Origin of the sequence: Trinickia violacea (genome assembly GCF_005280735.1) — a bacterium.
Lineage (GTDB): Bacteria > Pseudomonadota > Gammaproteobacteria > Burkholderiales > Burkholderiaceae > Trinickia_A > Trinickia_A violacea.
The window spans coordinates 4,275,832-4,296,612 of record NZ_CP040077.1; the positions used below are offsets into that span (position 1 = coordinate 4,275,832).

20 protein-coding genes are annotated in these 20,781 nt (G+C 65.1%); 12 read left to right on the top strand and 8 right to left on the bottom strand.

The features are described from left to right. Positions 1-23: 23 nt before the first annotated feature. The 3 genes from FAZ95_RS19510 to FAZ95_RS19520 all read left to right on the top strand — a co-directional run bounded on the left by FAZ95_RS19510 (position 24) and on the right by FAZ95_RS19520 (position 3,436). Positions 24-356: a DUF3761 domain-containing protein gene (locus tag FAZ95_RS19510; RefSeq protein ID WP_137333947.1), complete on the top strand. Its 333-nt coding sequence runs from the start codon at positions 24-26 to the stop codon at positions 354-356. 182 nt (positions 357-538) lie between these two features. Continuing rightward, positions 539-2,206, top strand: a complete 1,668-nt coding sequence (gene ettA / locus FAZ95_RS19515) for an energy-dependent translational throttle protein EttA (protein WP_137333948.1) — start codon at positions 539-541, stop codon at positions 2,204-2,206. A 111-nt stretch (positions 2,207-2,317) separates the two neighbouring features. Beyond that, positions 2,318-3,436 carry a DUF748 domain-containing protein gene (locus FAZ95_RS19520; protein WP_137333949.1) on the top strand — a complete coding sequence of 373 codons (1,119 nt, stop codon included), beginning with the start codon at positions 2,318-2,320 and terminating at the stop codon, positions 3,434-3,436. Between the two features lie 52 nt (positions 3,437-3,488). On the opposite strand, the gene FAZ95_RS19525 is transcribed toward FAZ95_RS19520, so the two are convergent. From FAZ95_RS19525 to FAZ95_RS19540, 4 genes are read right to left on the bottom strand one after another with little or no spacing between them, the layout of a single operon-like run. Next, on the bottom strand, positions 3,489-4,112 hold the full coding sequence (locus tag FAZ95_RS19525) for an HAD family hydrolase (protein ID WP_137333950.1): 624 nt from the start codon (positions 4,110-4,112) through the stop codon (positions 3,489-3,491). Then, on the bottom strand, positions 4,109-4,654 hold the full coding sequence (locus tag FAZ95_RS19530) for a cysteine hydrolase family protein (RefSeq protein ID WP_137333951.1): 546 nt from the start codon (positions 4,652-4,654) through the stop codon (positions 4,109-4,111). Before FAZ95_RS19530 ends, FAZ95_RS19525 begins: the two co-directional genes overlap by 4 nt. Before the next feature lie 48 nt (positions 4,655-4,702). Further along, on the bottom strand, positions 4,703-6,532 hold the full coding sequence (locus FAZ95_RS19535; RefSeq protein ID WP_137333952.1) for an aminopeptidase P family protein: 1,830 nt from the start codon (positions 6,530-6,532) through the stop codon (positions 4,703-4,705). Positions 6,533-6,550: 18 nt separating this feature from the next. Then, on the bottom strand, positions 6,551-6,805 hold the full coding sequence (locus FAZ95_RS19540; protein WP_137333953.1) for a hypothetical protein: 255 nt from the start codon (positions 6,803-6,805) through the stop codon (positions 6,551-6,553). Positions 6,806-6,980: 175 nt separating this feature from the next. On the opposite strand from FAZ95_RS19540, the gene FAZ95_RS19545 reads away from it, so the two are divergent. The 7 genes from FAZ95_RS19545 to FAZ95_RS19575 all read left to right on the top strand — a co-directional run bounded on the left by FAZ95_RS19545 (position 6,981) and on the right by FAZ95_RS19575 (position 13,237). Further along, entirely contained in the window at positions 6,981-7,763 is a 783-nt protein-coding gene (locus FAZ95_RS19545; RefSeq protein ID WP_137333954.1) for a response regulator transcription factor, read from the top strand. Positions 7,764-7,822: 59 nt separating this feature from the next. Then, positions 7,823-9,109 (top strand): glutamyl-tRNA reductase, encoded by a 1,287-nt coding sequence (gene hemA, locus FAZ95_RS19550; protein WP_137333955.1) that lies wholly within the window; start codon positions 7,823-7,825, stop codon positions 9,107-9,109. A gap of 142 nt (positions 9,110-9,251) precedes the next feature. Continuing rightward, positions 9,252-10,334 (top strand): peptide chain release factor 1, encoded by a 1,083-nt coding sequence (gene prfA / locus FAZ95_RS19555; protein WP_137333956.1) that lies wholly within the window; start codon positions 9,252-9,254, stop codon positions 10,332-10,334. Positions 10,335-10,370: 36 nt separating this feature from the next. Next, entirely contained in the window at positions 10,371-11,255 is an 885-nt protein-coding gene (gene prmC, locus FAZ95_RS19560; RefSeq protein WP_137333957.1) for a peptide chain release factor N(5)-glutamine methyltransferase, read from the top strand. A gap of 122 nt (positions 11,256-11,377) precedes the next feature. Then, a complete protein-coding gene (gene grxD / locus FAZ95_RS19565) occupies positions 11,378-11,689 on the top strand; it encodes a Grx4 family monothiol glutaredoxin (protein ID WP_137333958.1) in 312 nt (103 codons plus the stop codon). Positions 11,690-11,732: 43 nt separating this feature from the next. Further along, positions 11,733-12,332 (top strand): UbiX family flavin prenyltransferase, encoded by a 600-nt coding sequence (locus tag FAZ95_RS19570; protein ID WP_137333959.1) that lies wholly within the window; start codon positions 11,733-11,735, stop codon positions 12,330-12,332. Between the two features lie 116 nt (positions 12,333-12,448). Beyond that, on the top strand, positions 12,449-13,237 hold the full coding sequence (locus FAZ95_RS19575; RefSeq protein WP_137333960.1) for a DODA-type extradiol aromatic ring-opening family dioxygenase: 789 nt from the start codon (positions 12,449-12,451) through the stop codon (positions 13,235-13,237). A 99-nt stretch (positions 13,238-13,336) separates the two neighbouring features. Here FAZ95_RS19575 and FAZ95_RS19580 read toward each other — a convergent pair whose 3' ends face one another. After that, positions 13,337-14,929: an APC family permease gene (locus tag FAZ95_RS19580; RefSeq protein ID WP_137333961.1), complete on the bottom strand. Its 1,593-nt coding sequence runs from the start codon at positions 14,927-14,929 to the stop codon at positions 13,337-13,339. A 458-nt stretch (positions 14,930-15,387) separates the two neighbouring features. Between FAZ95_RS19580 and FAZ95_RS19585 the strand changes: the two genes are divergently transcribed. Then, positions 15,388-15,591, top strand: coding sequence for a cold-shock protein (locus FAZ95_RS19585; protein ID WP_137333962.1), 204 nt, complete (start codon positions 15,388-15,390; stop codon positions 15,589-15,591). A 91-nt stretch (positions 15,592-15,682) separates the two neighbouring features. Here the strand turns inward: FAZ95_RS19585 and FAZ95_RS19590 are convergent, their stop codons facing one another. Beyond that, positions 15,683-16,933 carry an Hsp70 family protein gene (locus FAZ95_RS19590; RefSeq protein WP_137333963.1) on the bottom strand — a complete coding sequence of 417 codons (1,251 nt, stop codon included), beginning with the start codon at positions 16,931-16,933 and terminating at the stop codon, positions 15,683-15,685. A gap of 210 nt (positions 16,934-17,143) precedes the next feature. Between FAZ95_RS19590 and FAZ95_RS19595 the strand changes: the two genes are divergently transcribed. Beyond that, the gene (locus FAZ95_RS19595; protein ID WP_137333964.1) at positions 17,144-18,619 is read left to right on the top strand and encodes an MFS transporter; all 1,476 of its coding nucleotides are present in this window, start codon (positions 17,144-17,146) and stop codon (positions 18,617-18,619) included. 60 nt (positions 18,620-18,679) lie between these two features. Here FAZ95_RS19595 and FAZ95_RS19600 read toward each other — a convergent pair whose 3' ends face one another. Continuing rightward, on the bottom strand, positions 18,680-19,273 hold the full coding sequence (locus tag FAZ95_RS19600; protein WP_137333965.1) for a nitroreductase family protein: 594 nt from the start codon (positions 19,271-19,273) through the stop codon (positions 18,680-18,682). Positions 19,274-19,416: 143 nt separating this feature from the next. Continuing rightward, positions 19,417-20,703, bottom strand: coding sequence for an MFS transporter (locus FAZ95_RS19605; RefSeq protein WP_137333966.1), 1,287 nt, complete (start codon positions 20,701-20,703; stop codon positions 19,417-19,419). Positions 20,704-20,781 lie beyond the last annotated feature (78 nt).

Below are 20,781 nucleotides of genomic sequence, written 5' to 3' on the forward strand. Positions count from 1 at the left end.
AACACACACTCGAGACCCTATCCATGCTGCATCGAAACGTTGCCCCCGGGGCCGACCGCTCGGCCTTCATCCCGGCATGCAAGCGGGCCGCCGCCGCATTCGCCGCCAGCCTTCTGCTCGCCGCCTCCCCTGCTTTCGCCTATTCGACTTCGGCCGCCACGCCCGACGAAGCCAATCTCGACAATCACAACACGTATCAGAACCGGTCCGGCGAGACGGTGCATTCGCCCGCGCATTCGAAATCGGGCCGCGTCCCCGAAGGCGCGACCGCCCGCTGCCGCGACGGCACCTACAGCTTCAGCCGCGACCGCCGCGGCACGTGCTCGGGGCACGGCGGCGTCGCCGACTGGCTCTGAGGCATCGTCCGCGTTTCCGGCAAGCGCGAAGTCCCGAAGTACAATAGCGGACGCTTCCGCGCGAACCCCTGGCGCGACGGCGCATCGAAGCGCCGCGCCGGCGCACCGCGCCACCCCATTTCACCCATCGCCGCGCGCGCCATATCGAGCGCCGCGCGGCATCAACATCCGACTTCAAGCCCATGGCCCAATACGTCTTCACCATGAACCGCGTCGGCAAGATCGTGCCGCCGAAACGCCAGATCCTAAAGGACATCTCGCTCTCGTTCTTCCCCGGCGCGAAAATCGGCGTGCTCGGCCTGAACGGCTCGGGCAAATCGACGCTCATCAAGATCATGGCCGGCGTCGACAAGGAAATCGAAGGCGAAGCCACGCCGATGCCGAACCTGAACATCGGCTATCTGCCGCAGGAGCCGAAGCTCGATCCGTCGAAGACGGTGCGCGAAGCGGTCGAAGAAGGGCTTGGCGACCTCTTCCAGGCAGGCAAGAAGCTCGAGGAGATCTACGCGGCCTACGCCGAACCCGACGCCGACTTCGACGCGCTCGCCGCCGAACAGGCGAAATACGAAGCGATCCTTGCCGCGAGCGACGGCGGCAGCCCCGAGCAGCAGTTGGAAATCGCCGCCGACGCGCTGCGCCTGCCGCCCTGGGACGCGAAGATCGAAAACCTGTCGGGCGGCGAAAAGCGCCGCGTCGCGCTGTGCAAGCTGCTGCTCGAAAAGCCCGACATGCTCCTGCTCGACGAACCGACCAACCACCTTGACGCCGAATCCGTCGATTGGCTCGAGCAGTTCCTCGTGCGCTTCCCGGGCACGGTCGTCGCCGTCACCCACGATCGCTACTTCCTCGATAACGCCGCCGAGTGGATTCTCGAACTCGACCGCGGCCACGGCATTCCGTGGAAGGGCAACTACAGCAGCTGGCTCGACCAGAAGGAAGAGCGGCTGAAACAGGAAGAAGCGTCCGAATCGGCGCGCCAGAAGGCGATCAAGAAGGAGCTGGAGTGGGTGCGCCAGAATCCGAAGGGCCGTCAGGCGAAATCGAAGGCGCGTATCGCGCGCTTCGAGGAACTCAACAGCCAGGAATACCAAAAGCGCAACGAAACGTCGGAAATCTTCATTCCGGTGGGCGAGCGCCTCGGCAACGAAGTCATCGAGTTCAAGAACGTCAGCAAGGCGTATGGCGACCGGCTCCTGATCGACGACCTGAGCTTCAAGATTCCGGCGGGCGCGATCGTCGGCATCATCGGGGCGAACGGCGCGGGCAAGTCGACGCTGTTCCGTATGCTGACCGGCAAGGAACAGCCGGATTCGGGCGAGATCGTGCAAGGCCCGACCGTCAAGCTCGCCTACGTCGACCAGAGCCGCGACGCCCTCGACGGCTCGAAAACGGTGTTCGAAGAGATTTCCGGCGGCGCCGACGTCCTGACGGTGGGCAAGTACGAAACGCCGTCGCGCGCGTACATCGGCCGCTTCAACTTCAAGGGCGGCGATCAGCAGAAGAACGTCGGCACGCTGTCGGGCGGTGAGCGCGGGCGGCTGCACTTGGCGAAGACGCTGATCGCGGGCGGCAACGTGCTGCTCCTCGACGAACCGTCGAACGACCTCGACGTCGAAACGCTGCGCGCGCTCGAAGACGCGCTGCTCGAATTCGCGGGCTCGGTGATGGTGATCTCGCACGACCGCTGGTTCCTCGATCGCATTGCGACACACATCCTGGCGTTCGAGGGCGACTCGCAAGCCGTGTTCTTCGACGGCAACTACCACGAGTACGAGGCGGACAAGGTGAAGCGCCTCGGCGAAGAAGCGGCCAAGCCGAAGCGCGTGCGCTACAAGCCGGTTACCCGCTAAGACGAACGATCGCCCAACCAGGGCACACGGCTTGCAGCAAAACAAACGCCCCGCGCACTCGACAGTACGCGGGGCGTTTGTCCAATGGCGGCGCGGCGTGAGGAGCAACGGATGGCATCGAAAGGCGTGCGGGTGGCGTGGGTGGTCGTCGGCGTGATCGTCGCGCTCGTTGTCGCGGCGATTGCTGGCGCCTATGCGCTCGAACGCGAGCTGAAAGCACGCATCGCCGGCGCGCTCGGGCCGCTCGGGAGCGCCGAGCGCATCGATATCGGTCTATCGGGTGTGCGGCTCACCAACGTCCACCTGCACGCACCGAAGAGCTGGCCCGCCGGCGATACGCTGCGCGCCGACCAGATCACGATCGAGCCGGACCTGCCCGATCTGCTCAAGAAACGCATCCACGTGCGCAGCGTCGTCGTCGACGGTTTCACGCTGACCGTCCTGCGCACCGAAAGCGGCGGACTGCAAGTCGTGCCGAATCTACGGCAATCGCTCAACGCTTCGCCCGCGAGCGAAACCGAAGCCAGCGCTTTCGAGGGTCAAGACAAGCTCATCGACCACATCGAATTCACTCACGGCACCTTCGAGTTCTACGACGAAACCGTGCGGCATCCGGCCTACAAGATCGCGGTCGAGAATGCGCACGCGACGGTCGATCATCTGCATCTGCCCGCCCTCACCGATCCGACGATGGTGGCCGTGAAAGGTGAAATCAAAGGCCCGCAGCACACCGGGACGGTGTCGTTTTCGGGCTGGATCCAGATCGCGAGCAAGGACTCGCAGACGAACACGGAATTGCGCAGCGTGGACATCGTCACGCTCGATCCCTACTTGCTGACGAAGATCAGCGCGAAGACGCCCGTGGCGGGCGGCACGCTCGACATGACCGTCAACGCGACGGTCCACAACGAGCAGTTGCACGCGCCGGGTGTAGTGACGCTCAATCACCTGCAACTCGCCGAGAGCGGCGATCCGCTCGACACCTTCCTGTCGCTGCCGACGAAAGCCGCCGTCGCGGCGCTGAAAGCGCACGGCGACAAGATCACGCTGCACTTCGTACTCGACGGCAATCTGCGCGATCCGAAGTTCTCGCTCAACGAGAGCTTCGCGACGAAGCTCAGCTCGGGCTTCGCCGATGCGCTCGGCGTGAGCGTCAAGGGCGTGGCGAAGGGGGTCGGGGAAACGGTGAAGGGGTTGAGCGGCGCCTTGCGGAACCTGATCGGGCAGTGAGCAGGCGGCGCGGCAAGCCCCCGCCCCGTTAAACGCCACGCCGCTTCAAACCTCAGACTGGCAGCCCCAGCTCGCGCAAGCGCGCTTCGGTCGCCGCGGCGCTCGTGTGATGCACGCCGTGCCAGCCAAGCGCCGCCGCGGCGTCGGCGTTCTTGCGGTTGTCGTCGATGAAGACGATTTCGTGCGGCTCGATGCCGGGCAAATGCGGTTCGATGCGGCTCGCCATCTCGTGGAAGATGGCCGGGTCCGGCTTCACCAGTTTCACGCGGCCCGAGACGACGATGTCCTTGAAGCGCCGCAGAATCGGAAAGGTCTCCCACGCGTACGGAAACGTCTCCGCCGACCAGTTCGTCAGCCCGAAGAGCGGCACGCCGGCCGCGTCGAGCTTCTCGACCGTCGCGGCGCCCTCGTCCAGCACGCCGCCGATCATCTCCTGCCAGCGCTCGTAGAACGCGCGGATCAGCACTTCGTGCTCGGGAAACTTCGCGATCAATTCCGCGGTGCCTTCCGCGATCGGCTGGCCGCCGTCCTGCCGCACGACCCAATCCATCGCGCAGACGTGTGTGAGAAACCAGCGGCGCTCGGCTTCGTCGGGAATCAGCTGGCGATAGACGTACTCGGGGCTCCAGTCGATCAGCACCCCGCCGAAATCGAAGACGACCGCTTTGATGGTCATGCGAACTCCGCTCTCAGCACGTCGGCGAGCGGGCGCACCGAGATCGGATTGCCGGTGAGCGAGCTGTGCTCCCAGACGTAGTTTTGATGCGCGACGATCTGCTGGGCGGTGAGATGCGGCTGGCCCTGCGTGGTATGCAGATCGGAGACCACCGTCGTCCGGTAGCCGAGCAATGACGCACGGCGGGCAGCCGTGGTGACGCAAAACTCGCTCGCGTAGCCGCAAATCACGACGCGATCGATGCCGTCGCGCTCGAGCTGCGACTGCAGCGGCGTCTCGTGAAACGAATCGCCGTAACGCTTGCCCACGAGCCGATCCGTATCTTCAAGCATGAGTTCGGGGTGGAGCTGCCAGCCGTCGCTGTTCGGCGCGAGCTCATCGTCGTCGGCATGCTGCACGAACCAGACCGGCGCCTTCGCCTTGCGGGCCGCGGCAGTCAGACGGTTGATTCCGTCCACCACCGCCGCCACGCGGTAGGCCGGCGTGGCGCCGGCGAGCAGGGCTTGCTGCATATCGATGACGATCACTCCGACGCCGGCCATATCGCGATTCCTTTTGTAGGTGTTGCGTTTTTCCGTTTAGCGCTTCGATCAAATGGGCTGGGTGCGCGTTTCGAGCCACGCCTTCGCGTCGCCCGATACGTGCGGCGACACGCGCGTCCACACGTTCTCGTGATACGCGTTGAGCCACGCACGCTCGTCCTCGCGCAACAGCGGCAGCTCGATGCAGCGCGTATCGATCGGACACAGCGTCAGCGTCTCGAACTTGAGGAACGAACCGAACGCCGTCTCCTGCGCGACGCTATTCAGCACGAGGTTTTCGATCCGCACGCCCCACTTGCCCGGCCGGTAAACGCCCGGCTCGACAGACGTGATCATCCCCTCTTCCATCGCCGTGAACGGCTCGGCCGGCGCGTAGTGCGAAATCACCTGCGGGCCTTCGTGGACATTCAGGAAATAGCCGACGCCATGACCGGTGCCGTGGCCGTAATCCAATCCGGCTTCCCAGATCGGCGCACGCGCGATCGCGTCGAGCATCGGCGAGCGGATGCCGCGCGGGAAATGCGCGCGCGAGAGCGCCATCATCGCCTTGAGCACGACCGTGAAGTCGCGCCTTTGCTCAGCCGTTACGGTGCCGACCGGCACGACCCGCGTGACGTCCGTCGTGCCGCTCAGGTACTGGCCGCCCGAATCGATCAGCAGCAGGCCGTTGCCTTCGATCGTCGAATGCGACGCGGCGGTCGCCTTGTAGTGCGGCATCGCGCCGTTTGCGTTGAAGCCCGCGATCGTCGAAAAGCTCAGCGACACGAAGCCCGGCCGGCGCGCCCGCGCCGCCGTCAGGCGCTCGTCGATGGTGAGCTCGGTGATCGTCTCGCCCTTGGCGAGCGCGCTTTCGAACCACGCGAAAAACTCGGCGAGCGCGGCGCCGTCCTGTTCCATCGTCGCCCGCACGTTTTCGGCTTCACGCGCCGTCTTGCGCGATTTGGCGAACGTCGACGGATTGACCGCCTCGACGACTTTCACGGACGCCGGCACTGTCTGCAGCAGGCCGTACGTGATGCGGCGCGGATCGAACAGCAACGTCGAGCCGGCCGGCAAGGTGGCGAGCGCGCCGGTGGCTTTCCGATACGGCTCGACGCGCACGCCGTCGCGGGCGAGCGCCTCGACGGTTTCTCGCGGCACCTTGCCGTCGCCGATGAAGAGCGACGCCCCATCGAGCCCGATCAAAGCATGCGCGACGAACACCGGGTTGTAGGTCACGTCGGCGCCGCGCAGATTCATGAGCCACGCGAGGTCGTCGAGCGTCGAGACGAAATGCCATTGCGCGCCGTTTTCCTGCATCGCGCGGCGCACGCGCGCGAGCTTCTCCGCGCGCGTGTCGCCGGCGTGCGGCGCGGCGTGCTCGTAGACCGCCACGTCCGGCAACGCCGGGCGGCCCGGCCAGATCTCGTCGAGCAAATCGGCCTCGGTCCGCACGGCGATGCCGCGCGCCGAGAGCTTGTCGGTCAGCACGCGCGCCGCCGCGACGCCGAGCACCGCGCCGTCGACGCCCACCGTCGCCCCAGCCGGCAGGTTCTGCGCCAGCCAATCGACATGCGCGTAGATCGGCTGGGCAGCCAGCAGCTTCATCAACTGCACGCCGCTGCCCGCCAATTGAGCCTCGGCCTGAACCCAGTAGCGGCTATCGGTCCAGAGGCCGGCGAAATCGGCGGTGACGACGAGCAGGCCCGCCGAGCCGTCGAAGCCCGATAGCCACTGACGGCTTTGCCAGCGCTCAGGCGGATATTCGGAGAGATGCGGATCGTCAGTCGGAACGATATAGGCGGCGAGCCCCGCGCGCGCCATCGCGCCGCGCAGCCGCGCCAGCCGCTCGGGAATGGTTTCGCCGAGCGCAGCGGATTCAGGAAGTCGGATATTCATTGTGTAGCCTGCAAGCGTTCATCGACGGGAGACCAAGCCGACCGTCACGGCAACGGAGAGAAGGGCGATGGCCGTGCAAATCGGCCATTCGAGCGTGTCGCCGTCATAGAAAAGGCCTGTCGCACTGCCGGCCATCTTGGCGGCGCCGGCTGCCGCGACCCCGATCAGCACGGCAACCCAAGGACGGGCGCGGCCCGCGCGGCGCAGCGGATGAAGCCACCAGCCGAGCCAGCCGACGACGGCGCCGAGTACGACGATTCCGGGCCAGCCCATTAGCGGCACCTCCGCTTTATTTTCAGACTAATCCCATAGGCACCGCCCGGACGCCTTAATAGCATTCTTATCTCATTTAACGAAAAGATCAGCACAGCATTGTTCCGTGCAGCGGTCGAGTTTAGGGGTCTGAAGAATGTTAAGCAAGCACGCGCGCCGACGCTGACGCCCATCCATGCGAATCGCCCTTATCGAACCGGATTCCCGCCACGCTGAAGTGATGGACCGCCTGCTTTTCGCCGGCGGCCATACTTGCCAGCCTTTCACCAACAGCAGCGACTTCTTCGCGTGGATCGACACGCAAACCTGCGATCTTCTCATTACTGACCAGTGGGCGGGCGATTTACCGTCCGAAGACGTCATCCTGGCCGCCCGCGCGATCCTGCCCGGCCTGCCGGCCATGGTCATGATCCACGCGCCGCGCGAAAGCGAAATCGTCGCCAGCCTTCATGCGGGCGCCGACGACTGCATCTCCAAGCCGGCGCGCGGCCCCGAGCTGCTCGCGCGCGTCGACGCGCTCTTGCGCCGCGCCGCGGTGCGCCGCCCGCCAAGCCCGTCGCGCGGGCGGTTCGGCGAGTATGCGTTCGACGTCGCGCGCGGTCTAGCACGTTTCGACGGCCAGTTCGTCGCCTTGACGCCGAAGGAATGCCGCTTCGCGCTCTTGCTGTTCGCGAACCTCGGGCGCCCGGTTTCGCGCGCCCATATTCTGGAGTCGGTTTGGGCGACGCGGCGCGATCTGAAATCGCGCACGCTCGACACCCACGCCTCGCGCTTGCGAACCAAGCTGCAGCTCCATCCGGAACGCGGCTACAGCCTGAGCCCGCTGTACGGCTTCGGCTATCAGCTCGACCGGCTCTTCGCCGAGCCCCCGGCCAAAAGGACTAAAGGGGCCAAAGGCACCAGGAGCCCCGGAGGCGCCGATCGCGACGAAAAAGAAAGCAGCATAGAAACGCTATAATATCGGCCTGAATCATAGCCTTGCCGCATCCACGGCCAGGGTCCAATGCAGCCCCGCACATGCAACTTCTGACGATCGGAATCAACCACCACACAGCGCCAGTCGCCCTGCGCGAACGCGTGGCGTTTCCGCTCGACCAGATCAAACCGGCTCTCGCGACCTTCAAGGACCTCTGGCTCGGCAGCGCGGCGCCGAACGCGCCCGAAGCCGCGATCCTGTCCACCTGCAACCGCACCGAGCTCTACTGTGCGACCGATGACCGCACCGCGCGCGAAGCCGCGATCGAATGGCTGTCGAAGTATCACGGGGTTTCGGTCGGCGAACTCGCGCCGCACGTCTACGCGCTGCCGCAATCGGAAGCGGTGCGCCACGCGTTCCGCGTCGCGTCGGGGCTCGACTCGATGGTGCTCGGCGAAACGCAAATCCTCGGACAATTGAAGGACGCCGTGCGCACGGCGTCCGAAGCGGGCGCGCTCGGCACGTATCTGAATCAGCTGTTCCAGCGCACGTTCTCGGTGGCCAAGGAAGTGCGCGGCACCACCGAGATCGGCGCGCAGTCGGTGTCGATGGCCGCCGCCTCCGTGCGGCTCGCGCAGCGGATCTTCGACAAGATCGCGAACCAGCGCGTGCTCTTCATCGGCGCCGGCGAAATGATCGAGCTGTGCGCCACGCACTTCGCGGCTCAGCAACCGCGTGAGCTGGTCATCGCGAACCGCACCGCCGAGCGCGGCGCGAAGCTCGCCGAGCGCTTCAACGGCCGCTCGATCCCGCTCTCCGAATTGCCCGCGCGGATGCACGAGTTCGACATCATCGTGTCCTGCACGGCGTCGACGCTGCCGATCATCGGCCTGGGCGCCGTCGAGCGCGCGGTGAAGGCGCGCCGCCACCGTCCGATCTTCATGGTCGACCTGGCCGTGCCGCGCGATATCGAACCCGAAGTCGCGAAGCTCGAAGACGTGTTCCTCTACACCGTCGACGATCTCGGCGCGATCGTGCGCGAAGGCAACGCCTCTCGGCAGGCGGCCGTCGCGCAAGCCGAGACGATCATCGAGACGCGCGTCGCCAATTTCATGCAATGGCTCGACGCGCGCAGCATCGTGCCGGTGATCCGCCACATGCACACGCAAGCGGATTTGCTGCGCCAAGCGGAAGTCGAGCGGGCGCTCAAGATGCTCGCTCGCGGCGACGATCCCGCAGTGGTGCTCGAAGCGATGTCGCAATCGCTGACCAACAAGCTCATCCACGGCCCGACGCACGCGCTCAATCGCGCCAGCAGCGACAACCGCGATACGCTCATCGAGCTGATGGGCGGCTTCTACAAACACTCGAACTCTTCAGACCGTTAGCGGCGCTGCCTCGCATCCTTGCTCCGCTCCGGGAGCCCGCAGGCAGACTGATCGAGCCAGACTGATCCACCGATTCCCCGCCGCGGCCGCTCCGCCCCACCATTTCAGATTTGCAGCCTACCCGGGAGCCCCGCTCCACACCATGAAAACGAGCATGCAACTCAAGCTCGACCAGCTCACCAACCGGCTGGCCGAACTCAATGACCTGCTAAGCCGCGAAGACGTGACGTCGAACCTCGACCAATACCGCAAGCTCACGCGCGAGCACGCCGAAATCGGGCCGGTGGTCGAGCATTACGCGCGCTGGCGGCAGGCGCTCACCGATTCGGCGACCGCGCAGGAACTGCTCGCCGACGCGTCGATGCGCGATTTTGCCGAAGAGGAAGTGCGCGGCGCACGCGAAAGGATGGGCCAGCTCGAAGGCGAGCTGCGTACGATGCTGCTGCCGAAAGACCCGAACGACGAGCGCAACATCTTCCTCGAAATCCGCGCGGGTACGGGCGGCGACGAGTCGGCGCTGTTCGCGGGCGATCTGCTGCGCATGTATTTGCGCTTTGCCGAGCGGCAACGCTGGCAGGTCGAAATGATGTCGGAGAGCGGGTCGGATCTCGGCGGCTACAAGGAAGTGATCGTGCGGATCGCGGGCCAGGGCGCGTACTCGCGGCTCAAGTTCGAATCGGGCGGGCACCGCGTGCAGCGCGTGCCGGCGACCGAGACGCAGGGCCGCATCCATACCTCGGCGTGCACGATCGCGGTGATGCCGGAAGCCGACGAGATCGGTGAAGTCGAGATCAATCCGGCAGACCTGCGCATCGATACGTTCCGCGCGTCGGGCGCGGGCGGCCAGCACATCAACAAGACGGACTCGGCGGTGCGCGTCACGCACTTGCCTACCGGGATCGTCGTCGAATGCCAGGACGACCGCTCGCAGCACAAGAACAAGGATCGCGCGCTGAAGGTGCTCGCCGCGCGCATCAAAGATAAGCAGTCCCACGAGCAGCACGCGAAGGAAGCCGCGACGCGCAAGAGCCTGATCGGCTCGGGCGACCGGTCCGAGCGGATTCGCACCTACAACTTCCCGCAGGGGCGGCTCACCGATCACCGCATCAACCTGACGCTGTACAAGCTCGAAGCCATCATGGACGGCGATCTCGACGATCTGATCGCCGCGCTCGTCAGCGAACATCAGGCGGAGCTGCTGGCTTCGCTGGGCGACGCGGACTGAGTTCGCGCGACGTCTTCCGATTCGAGCCGCTTGCCGATGAACGCCACCGACGAAGCTGGACGCATGCCGCAAACCGCTGCCTCGCTGCTACGCGCATCGACGCTGCCCGCGCTCGAAGCGCGGATTCTGCTGACGCACGCGCTGGGTTGGCGTCGCACGGAGCTGATCACGCGGGGCGACGAGCCGCTCGCCGAAGCCGCGTGCGCGCAGTATCGGGCGCTCGAAGCGCGCCGCGCGGCCGGTGAGCCGATCGCGCAGATCGTCGGCGCACGCGAGTTCTTCGGCCTCGAATTCGAAGTGACGCCGCACGTGCTGATTCCGCGTCCGGAGACAGAGCTGCTGGTCGAAACGGCGCTTGCCGCGCTCGAAGGCATCACGGCGCCGCGCGCGCTCGACCTCGGTACGGGTACCGGCGCGATCGCGGTGGCGATTGCGTCGGCGCGGCCCGACGCGCGAGTCTGGGCGCTCGACCGCTCGGCCGAAGCGTTGGCTGTCGCCACGCGCAACGCGGCCAAGCTGCTCGACGCCAAGCGTCCCGGCGGCGCACTGCAGCTCCTGCAAAGCGATTGGTACACGGCGCTCGATCCCGCGCTCGCGTTCGACGCGATCGTCAGCAATCCGCCCTACATCCGGCACGGCGATCCGCATCTGACTGAGGGCGACTTGCGCTTCGAACCGCGCGGCGCGCTCACCGACGAAGCGGACGGCCTGTCTGCGATCCGCATCATCGTGGCGGGCGCGGGCGAGCGCCTCGTGTCACGCGGCCAGTTGTGGATCGAACACGGCTACGACCAAGCCGCCGACGTGTGCGCTTTGCTCGCGGCGCAAGGCTTCGAAAACGTCCATTCGCGCGCCGATCTCGCCGCCATCGAACGCATCAGCGGCGGCGTTTGGAAGCACGGCGGGACGAACGGCGAATGAACGGCGCGAACGCGCCAGCCGGCGCCACCGGCCCCGCTGAGGCCCGCGCCACGCTCAGCCCGGCCGGACGAATTCCGCTATCATTTCGATCTATCTCTACCCTACAAAACGCAAGGCCCCTCATGGAAACGCAACAACGCATCAAGCAAATCGTCGACGAGAACGCCGTCGTGCTGTTCATGAAAGGCAACGCGCAATTCCCGATGTGCGGCTTTTCGGGCCGTGCGGTGCAGATCCTGAAGGCATGCGGCGTCGATCAGTTCAAGACCGTCAACGTCCTCGAAGACGACGACATCCGCCAGGGCATCAAGGAATTCTCCAACTGGCCGACCATTCCGCAGCTCTACGTGAAGGGCGAATTCGTCGGCGGCTCGGACATCATGATGGAGATGTACCAGTCCGGCGAACTGCAGCAGCTGTTCGCAGCGGCGTAAAGCCGTCCGCCTCGCTTCACGCTACCGGCCAGCGGCAAGTTCGATGGACACACCCAGCATGCCGCCGCGCCGGCTGATCGTCGCGATCACCGGCGCCACTGGCGCCATCTATGGCGTGCGCCTGCTCGAGACGCTGCGGCGCGCGGGCGGCGTCGAGACCCACCTGCTGATCTCCGGCGCCGGCTGGCTCAACATCCAGCACGAACTCCAGCTCTCCAAAGACGATATCCATCCGCTCGCCGATGTCGTGCATTCGGTGCGCGACGTGGGCGCGAGCATCGCGTCGGGCTCGTTCGCGACCGACGGCATGATCGTCGCGCCCTGCTCGATGAAAACGCTCGCCAGCATCGCGCACGGCCTCTCCGACAACCTCATCACGCGCGCCGCGGACGTGACCCTCAAGGAACGCCGCCGCCTCGTGCTGATGGTGCGCGAAACGCCGCTGAACCTCGCGCATCTGCGCAACATGACGGCCGTGACTGAAATGGGCGGCGTCATTTTTCCGCCGCTGCCTGCGTTCTACAACAACCCGGCGTCGATCGACGAGATGGTCGATCACACGGTCGCGCGGGTGCTCGACATGTTCGCGATCGGCACGCCGCATGTGCCGGTGTGGCAAGGGATGCGTGGCGTCGACGGTTGATTGGCAACGCACGCGACACAATCAAATTCGTTTTGCCCCGTTTATCAAACGGGAGCGCGCGTCTATAGTCGTAGCAACTTCACTTTCCCGATCGCGCTCGACGCGATCCTGCTGCGATGTCCCGTCTTCCTTCTGTCTACCTGTCTCACGGCGCGCCGACGCTGCCGATCGATCCGTCGCTGCCGTCCGCCGAATTCGCGTCGCTTGCCCAGCATCTGCCGCGTCCGCGCGCGATTCTGATGCTGTCGGCGCATTGGGGCACGCTGGCGCCGGTCGCCAGCACCGCCGAAAAGCCCGAGACGATTCACGATTTCTACGGCTTTCCGCGCGCGCTGTACGAGATCCAGTATCCGGCGCCCGGCGCGCCCGAGGTGGCGCAGCAAGCGGTGGCACTGCTCGCGGAAGCAGGGATCGCGGCCGGCACCGAAACGCACGGTCTTGACCATGGCGCCTGGGTGCCGATGCTGCTGATGTTCCCGCACGCGGATATTCCGGTCGCGCAGCTGTCGATTCAGCCGCGCATGGATGCCGCTCATCACTACAAGATCGGGCGCGCGTTGCGACCGCTGCGCGACAGCGGCGTGATGGTGATCGGCTCCGGCCAGATCACGCACAACCTGCGTGCGGCGGATTTTTCGGCGCGTCCGGAAGATGCCGATCCGCGCGTCGATGAGTTCACGGACTGGTTCGAGGCGAAGCTCGCCGAACGCGACGTCGACGCGCTGCTCGACTATCGTCGCCAAGCGCCGCACGCGGTGCTGATGCATCCGACCGACGAGCATCTGCTGCCGGTGTTCTCCGCACTAGGCGCTGCAGACGACGACTACACGCTCGAGATCCAATCGCTCGGCACCTACCAGCGCTCGCTGGCGATGACGAACTACGTGTTCGGCGGAGCCAACTAGATAACCTAGGTCGCACCGACTCACGGCAGACGCAAAAGCCCGCCTGATCGCTCAGGCGGGCTTTTCGCATCAAGGACGCGTCTCTAAACTAACAACTGCTTAGACGCCGATCCCCTCGAGAATCTCGTCGTGCGATTCGCGCTCGTCGAGATACTCGGTTCGATAGCCGGTGTTGATACCCCAGAAGTAGAAGATCAACGCGACGACGGCAACGATCAGCATGTCCCAGCCGTAGGGCAGCACGCCCAGGCCGCCGAACTGGTGGCTGCCGATCAGCGACAGAAGCGCCATCGACGGCAGATAGGCCACGAGCCACCACGCCGCCTTGAGGTCACGCCCCCAGCCGGCCCAGCCCGACTTGCCCTGGAAGTAGAAGTACACCGGCAGCGCGACGATCATCAGCAGAATGATTTCGCCGGTCAGCGGCCACTTCGCCCAGTACAGCACCATCGACGCGCAAACGAACGCGAACGGCGCGATCACCTTCATGCCCGCCACCTTCAGCGGACGCTCGAGATCGGTCGCCGCGCGACGCAACGACATCAGGCTGATCGGGCCGGTCAGGTACGAGATCACCGTCGCGACCGAGATCACCGCCGCCAGCGAGCTCCAGCCGCGGAAGAAGAACAGGAAGATGAACGAGACGATCAGGTTGAACCACATCGCGTTGCGCGGCACGCCGTAGAACGGGTGCACGTTGCCGAACATCTTCGGCATCGTGTTGTTGCGCTCCATCGCGTAGATCATGCGCGTGGTCGTCGCCATGTAGGTCGTGCCGGTACCGCTCGGGCTCACGAACGCGTCGATGTAGAGCAGGATCGCGAGCCAGTTCAGGTTCAGCGCGAGCGCGAGTTCCGCGAACGGCGACTTGAAGTTGAAGTGGCTCCAACCCTTCGCGACGTCGCTCGGGTTCACCGCGCCGATGTACGCCACTTGCAGCAGCACGTAGATCACGAGCGCAAGCAGGATCGAGCCGATCACGGCGAACGGCACGCTCTTGGCCGGATTGCGCGCTTCACCGGCCAAGTTGATCGGGCTCTGAAAGCCGTTGAAGCTGAACACGATGCCGCTCGTCGCCACCGCGGTAAAGACCGCCGACCAGCCGTACGGCGCGAACGTGCCGGCTTCGCCGAAGTTCTGCGAATGGAAACCGGTCAGCAAGAGGCCGAGGATCGTCGCACCCGGGATGATGAACTTGAACACGGTGATGGCCGTGTTGGCGCGCGCAAACACCTTGACGCCCCAGTAGTTCAGCATGAAGTAGATCACGACGAGCACGGCCGAAAGCAATAGGCCGTTTGTCGTTAGCGAGCCGTTGACGAACAACTCATGCGCCCATTCATAGGGCCAAGTGCTCATGTACTGGATCGACGCTTCCGCCTCGATCGGAATCACCGACACGATCGCGATCCAGTTCGCCCACGCGCTGATGAAGCCGACGAGCGCGCCGTGCGAGTAGCGCGCGTAGCGCACCATGCCGCCGGATTCCGGGAACATGGCGCCGAGTTCGGCATACGTCAGAGCAATGGCGAGAATCACGACAGCGCCGATGATCCACGCGCAGACCGCGGCGGGACCCGCGATTTTGGCGGCCTTCCATGCCCCGAAGAGCCAACCCGAGCCGATGATGGAACCCAGGCCTGTCAGCATCAGTGCAAACGGTCCGACGTTCCGTTGTATAGAACTTTTCACGACTTCTCCTTCCTCTATCTCAAAAGGCATGGTCAGCGCGGTCTCTCACAAGACGACTCGGCGCAGGGCACGGGCGCTGCCACGCGTTCTGTGGGGGCCGATGTACCACTCGGTGCAACCGGCCACGCGGCGCGTAGTTTAACGGTTGCAACCTTCGAATGGCACCAAAATGGATTAGGCACTACAAAAAAAACGGTCAAACCGCAAGCTTTGTAAGCGTTATTCCCGTCATTTACGCGTAGCACATTAGAAAAGCCCCCCAAGCTTGTCGGGATTGGGTTGACCTTTGATCGCTTTCGCCTTATAAAGTGCGAGCAGGATTTCAAGTGGCGAGTGAATTGGTCTTTCGTAGTTTCGCCCCATCAACGGTACTCCGGTTGGTCCTATTACCCTTCCTTGATTTTCATGCGCTCCCCCAAGGCTTCGGCCTTTTTTACACATTGTTAGGAAAAAGTAATATGGAAACCGGTACCGTCAAGTGGTTCAATGACGCAAAGGGCTTTGGCTTCATCACGCCGGACGGCGGTGGCGAAGATCTGTTCGCGCATTTCTCGGAAATCCGCACGGAAGGCTTCAAGACGCTGCAAGAAAACCAGAAAGTGACGTTCGACGTTAAGACTGGCCCGAAGGGCAAGCAAGCCGCTAACATCAAGCCGGTGTAAGCGAGCGCTGCCTTAGCAGGACGCAAAAAGCCCCGCAATTGCGGGGCTTTTTATTTGTCGGATGAGAAAATCCGCTGCGCCTAAAAATGCATTAATGAAAAATGCGCTGCGCGTGAATTCCCAGGCCGGTCGCCACGCTGGCGAGGCGGTCGCCGAACACCGGCTTGGCAGCGGAGAAAGCGCCAGCCAAGGCGTTCGATAGGAACGCGAGGCCCGTCGAACCGCCCGTGAAATAGATCGCGCCAACGTCGCGCGGGGCGATGCCGGCAGCCTGCACCGTATCGCGCGCAGCCTGGACGATGCGCTGGACTTCGTCGAGACCGGCTTCGATCAGCTGCGCTTCGTCGAACGCGAGCCGCAGGTCATCCTCCACCTCATCCAGATCGATCAGCGTCTGGCCGCCGGCCGCGACGCCGATCTTCGCCTCTTCCGCCCGCGCGGCCAGCGCATGGCCGAGACGCCGCTCGACGACGCGCATCAGGCGGTCGTGCTGCCGCAAATCGGTGTAAAGGTGCCGCATCAGCTTCAACTCGCTGACACGCTTCGGCGCGTAGACGGTGTTGATCAAATGCCACGTCGCGAGGTCGAAATAGATGCGGTTCGGCAGTTCGCGTCCTTCCGGATCCAGCGAGCGGTAGCCGAGTTCGCGCAGGATCGTCGTGAGCTCGACGCGCCGGTCGAAATCCGTGCCGGCGACGTGCACGCCGTGATGCGCGAGCACGTCGTCCTTGCGCTCGATCCGTTTCATGCGCTCGGGGCCGACCCGCACGAGCGAAAAGTCCGACGTACCGCCCCCGATATCGGCGACCAGCACGAGCCCTTCTTCGGTGAGCCGCGATTCGTAGTCGAACGCGGCGGCGATCGGCTCGTACTGGAAGTGGATCTCGGTGAAGCCCACCGAGCGCGCCGCCGCTTCGAGCTGCTTCTGCGCGAGCCCATCGGCGCGCGGATCGTCGTCGACGAAAAACACCGGGCGGCCGAGCACCGCTCGCGCGATCGGCGCGCCGGCGAACGCCTCGGCCTTGCGCTTCAAGTGGTCGACGAAGATCGCGATGATGTCGGTGTATTTGATCGCGGAGCCGTCGCCGAGGTCGGTCGTCGTTTCCGCGAGCGCCGAGCCGAGAATGCTCTTCATCGAGCGCATCAGGCGGCCGTCGAAGCCGTCGATATACGCCTCGAGCGCGGCGCGCCCGAATTCGCGCGTGTGTTCGTCGGTGTTGAAGAAGACCGAGGTAGGGAGCGTCGTGTAGGCGCCCTCGACCGGTGCAAGCCGCACGCCGCCGCCGGAAGGCAGTGCGACGGCCGAGTTCGAGGTGCCGAAGTCAATCGCGCAGTAAGTCATGGCTTAAGTCGCATCACGCCTGGCGCGAACAATTGAGGACCGGTTTTTTATCATGAAAGCGCGGCGGCCAGCAACCCGGGCGCGCCCGCCGTCGTGTGCATCGGCGCGCACCGAGACGTCGCGGAACGCAATTTGCTCGCGGCTAGCGACTGACTATCGATTTTCTTTGCACGCGCTTGCGCGCCAAGCGGGTTCAGGAGCCTCCACGCAATGACGCACGAAACCATGTCGCAGACGGCGCCCGACATCATCGAAACCGACCTGCCCTCCCGCCTCGACCGCCTGCCGTGGGGACGCTTTCACACGCTGATCGTCGTCGCGCTCGGCGTCACGTGGCTCTTGGACGGCCTCGAAGTCACGCTCGCCGGCGCGGTGGCCAGCGCGCTGAAAACCAGCCCGGTGCTGCGTTTCTCGAACGCCGACGTGGGCTTGGCAAGCAGCGCCTACATTGCCGGGGCCGTGCTCGGCGCGCTCGTCTTCGGCTGGCTCACCGATCGGCTCGGGCGCCGCAAGCTCTTCTTCATCACGCTGAGCCTCTATCTGGCGGCGACAGCGGCGACCGCGACCTCGTGGAATCTCGCGAGCTTCATCGTGTTCCGCTGCTTGACGGGCGCCGGAATCGGCGGCGAATACGCGGCGATCAACTCGACGATCCAGGAATTCACCCCCGCCCGCGTGCGCGGCTGGACCGATCTGGCCATCAACGGCACGTTCTGGGTCGGCGCGGCGCTTGGCGCGGGCGGGTCAATCGTGCTGCTCGATCCGCACGTGCTGCCGGGCGACTGGGGCTGGCGCGCATGCTTCTTCATCGGCGCGGCGCTCGCACTCGTCATCGTCTTCATGCGGACGTGGATACCGGAGAGCCCGCGATGGCTGCTCACGCACAATCAGCCGAGCCCTGCCCGCCGGATCGTCGAGACGATCGAGGCGCGCTTTCGCGAAGCGGGCCGTGTGCTGCGCGACGACGGCGTGCGCGTGCTGCGGCTGCGCGAGCGCAAAGGCACCGCGCTGCGTGAGGTGCTGCATGCGCTCTTCGTGCTGCATCGGCGGCGCTCGCTCGTCGGCCTCTCGCTGATGACGGCGCAAGCGTTCTTCTACAACGCGATCTTCTTCACCTACGCGCTCGTGCTGACCGAGTTCTATGGCGTGCCGGGCGACCATGTCGGCTGGTATCTGCTGCCGTTCGCGCTCGGGAATTTTCTCGGGCCGCTCGTGCTCGGCCATGCGTTCGATGCGATCGGCCGCCGCGCCATGATCGCGTTCACGTATGCGGTATCCGGCGTGCTGCTGATCGCTTGCGGCTACCTGTTCGAGCGCGGCTCGCTCACCGTCATCGAGCAGACGGTCGCGTGGATGGTGATTTTCTTCTTCGCGTCGGCGGCGGCGAGCTCCGCGTATCTCACCGTCAGCGAATCGTTTCCGCTCGAAATCCGCGCGCTCGCGATCGCGGTGTTCTATGCGTTCGGCACGGCGCTCGGCGGTATCGCCGGGCCGGCGCTCTTCGGGCGTCTCATCGATACGCATCAGCGCAGCGAGGTGTTCTCGGGCTATCTGGTCGGTTCCGCGCTGATGATCGCCGCGGCGCTCATCGCGGCGATCTGGGGCATCAACGCGGAGCGCAAGCCGCTCGAGCATGTCGCTCTGCCGTTGTCGGCGGTGAGCGACGATCAAGCGGCGTCGCGATAATAAACAAAAACGCGCAGACGATGCTGCGCGTTTCATGCGTCGTGGCGGAAGCAGCGCCGTTCAGAACGCCTTCTTCCACGCCCCCGCGTACGCGATCTCACCGAGCGCCAAGCGCGTGCGCGGCGCCTTTTCGCGTTCCCGCAGCACCGGATCGAGCTTGTCCGCATCGCCGTAGTGGCCGATCGAAATGAACGCGATCGCTTCGACATCGTCCGGCAGCGCGAACGCCTCGTGGAACGCCTTGTGGTCGAAGCCGCTCATCTGGTGCGCGGCGAGACCCAGCGCGTGAGCCTGCAGCACCAGCGAGAAGCCCGCCGCGCCCGCATCATACGGCGCGACGCGATTCACTTCGCCCTTCGTGTTCAGCTTGTGCGCCGTCACTGCGATCAGCACCGGCGCGTTCGCGTTCCAGCCTTGGTTGAACGGCACGAGCGTCGCGAAGGCGCGCTTGAACGACGCTTCGTCGGTGTGGCGGTCGAACACGATGAAGCGCCACGGCTGCAGGTTGTAGCCCGACGGCGCCCAACGCGCCGCTTCGAGCACGGACTGCAGCTGCTCGCGGCTGATCGGTTCGTTCGAATACGCGCGCGGGCTCCAGCGGCCGGCGATGAGTTCGTGAATCGGGGTTTCGGTCGGTGCGGGTTTCTTGGACATGAGCTTCTCTTGGTCGAGTTCGGAAAACGGCGGCCAGCGCCCGGCCGCATAGCATAACCGTCCTCGCCCAAGCGCGCTCACCCGTTCGCGCGAAAGCAATCCATCCCCATCGATTTGGCCCAGCGAAACGGCGACTGACGGCCTTATGCGGCAGACGCCGCCGCGCCGACCTCCCCACGCCGATTGATGCGCAACACGATGAACGACGCGATCAGACACAGACCGCCCGAAATCATCGACGCCACCGTGTACGTGCCGAGGCTTGCGCGCAGCATCCCGGCGCCGAGCGCCGCGAACGCCGCGCCGAGCTGGTGGCCCGCGACGACCCAGCCGAACACGACGGGCGCCGCATCCTTGCCGTAAACGTCGGTGGTGAGGCGCACGGTGGGCGGCACGGTCGCGATCCAATCGAGCCCGTAGAACACCGCGAAAAGCGGCAGGCCGAAGAAGTCGATGCCGAACGCGTGCGGCAGATACATGAGCGACAGACCGCGCAGTCCGTAATACCAGAACAGCAGCACGCGGCTGTTGAAACGATCGGAGAGCCAGCCCGAGAGCGTCGTGCCGAACAGATCGAAGACGCCCATCGCCGCGAGCAGCGACGCGCCCTGCACTTCCGACAAGCCGTAGTCGCCGCACATCGCGATCAGATGCGTGCCGACATAGCCGTTCGTGCTCGCGCCGCAGATGAAGAAGCTGAAGAACAGCAGCCAGAAGTCACGGGTCTTGCTCGCCATCGCGAGCGTGCCGAACGCGATGGCGAGCGGGTTCTGCTTGGGAGCCTCGTTTCTGACGGGCGCGTCATGCGGCTCGCCGAACGGCCGCAGCGACAGGTCGGCGGGCCGCTCCGGCAGCAGAAACGCGACGAGCGGCAGCACCACGGCAGCGACCGCCGCGACGATCAGCACGACCGCGCGCCAGCCCTGATGCTCCACGACGGCGGCGAGCATCGGCAGGAACACGAGCTGCCCCGTGGCCGAGCTGGCAGTGAGCATGCCCATCACGAGACCGCGATGCGTCGTGAACCACCGGGTCACGACCGTCGCCGACAGCGTCAGCGCCGCCACGCCCGTCGCGCCGCCCACCATCACGCCCCAGATCAGGATCATTTGCCACGGCGCCGTCATCAGCGACGACAGCGCGACGCCGCCGGCCATCGTGGCGAGCGCGGCCAGCACCGTCGGCCGCACGCCGAAGCGCTGCATCGCGGCCGCCGCGAACGGGCCGGTCAGGCCGTACAGCGCGATGTTGACCGAGATCGCGAGCGAGATCGTCGCGCGGCTCCAGCCGAAGTCGTGCTCGAGCGGCACCATCATCACGCTCGGCGTCGCGCGGGTGCCCGCCGCGGCGAGCAGTACGAGAAATACCACCGCCGCCACGAGCCAGCCGTAGTGAAACCGCCCGCCTATCAGTTTTGTTGCCCAGTTCATCGACACTCCGATCCGCGCGCCCTTGCAAGGCGACGCAGCAGTTGATTGTTGCAACTTCTGACAAATATCTTGTGACCG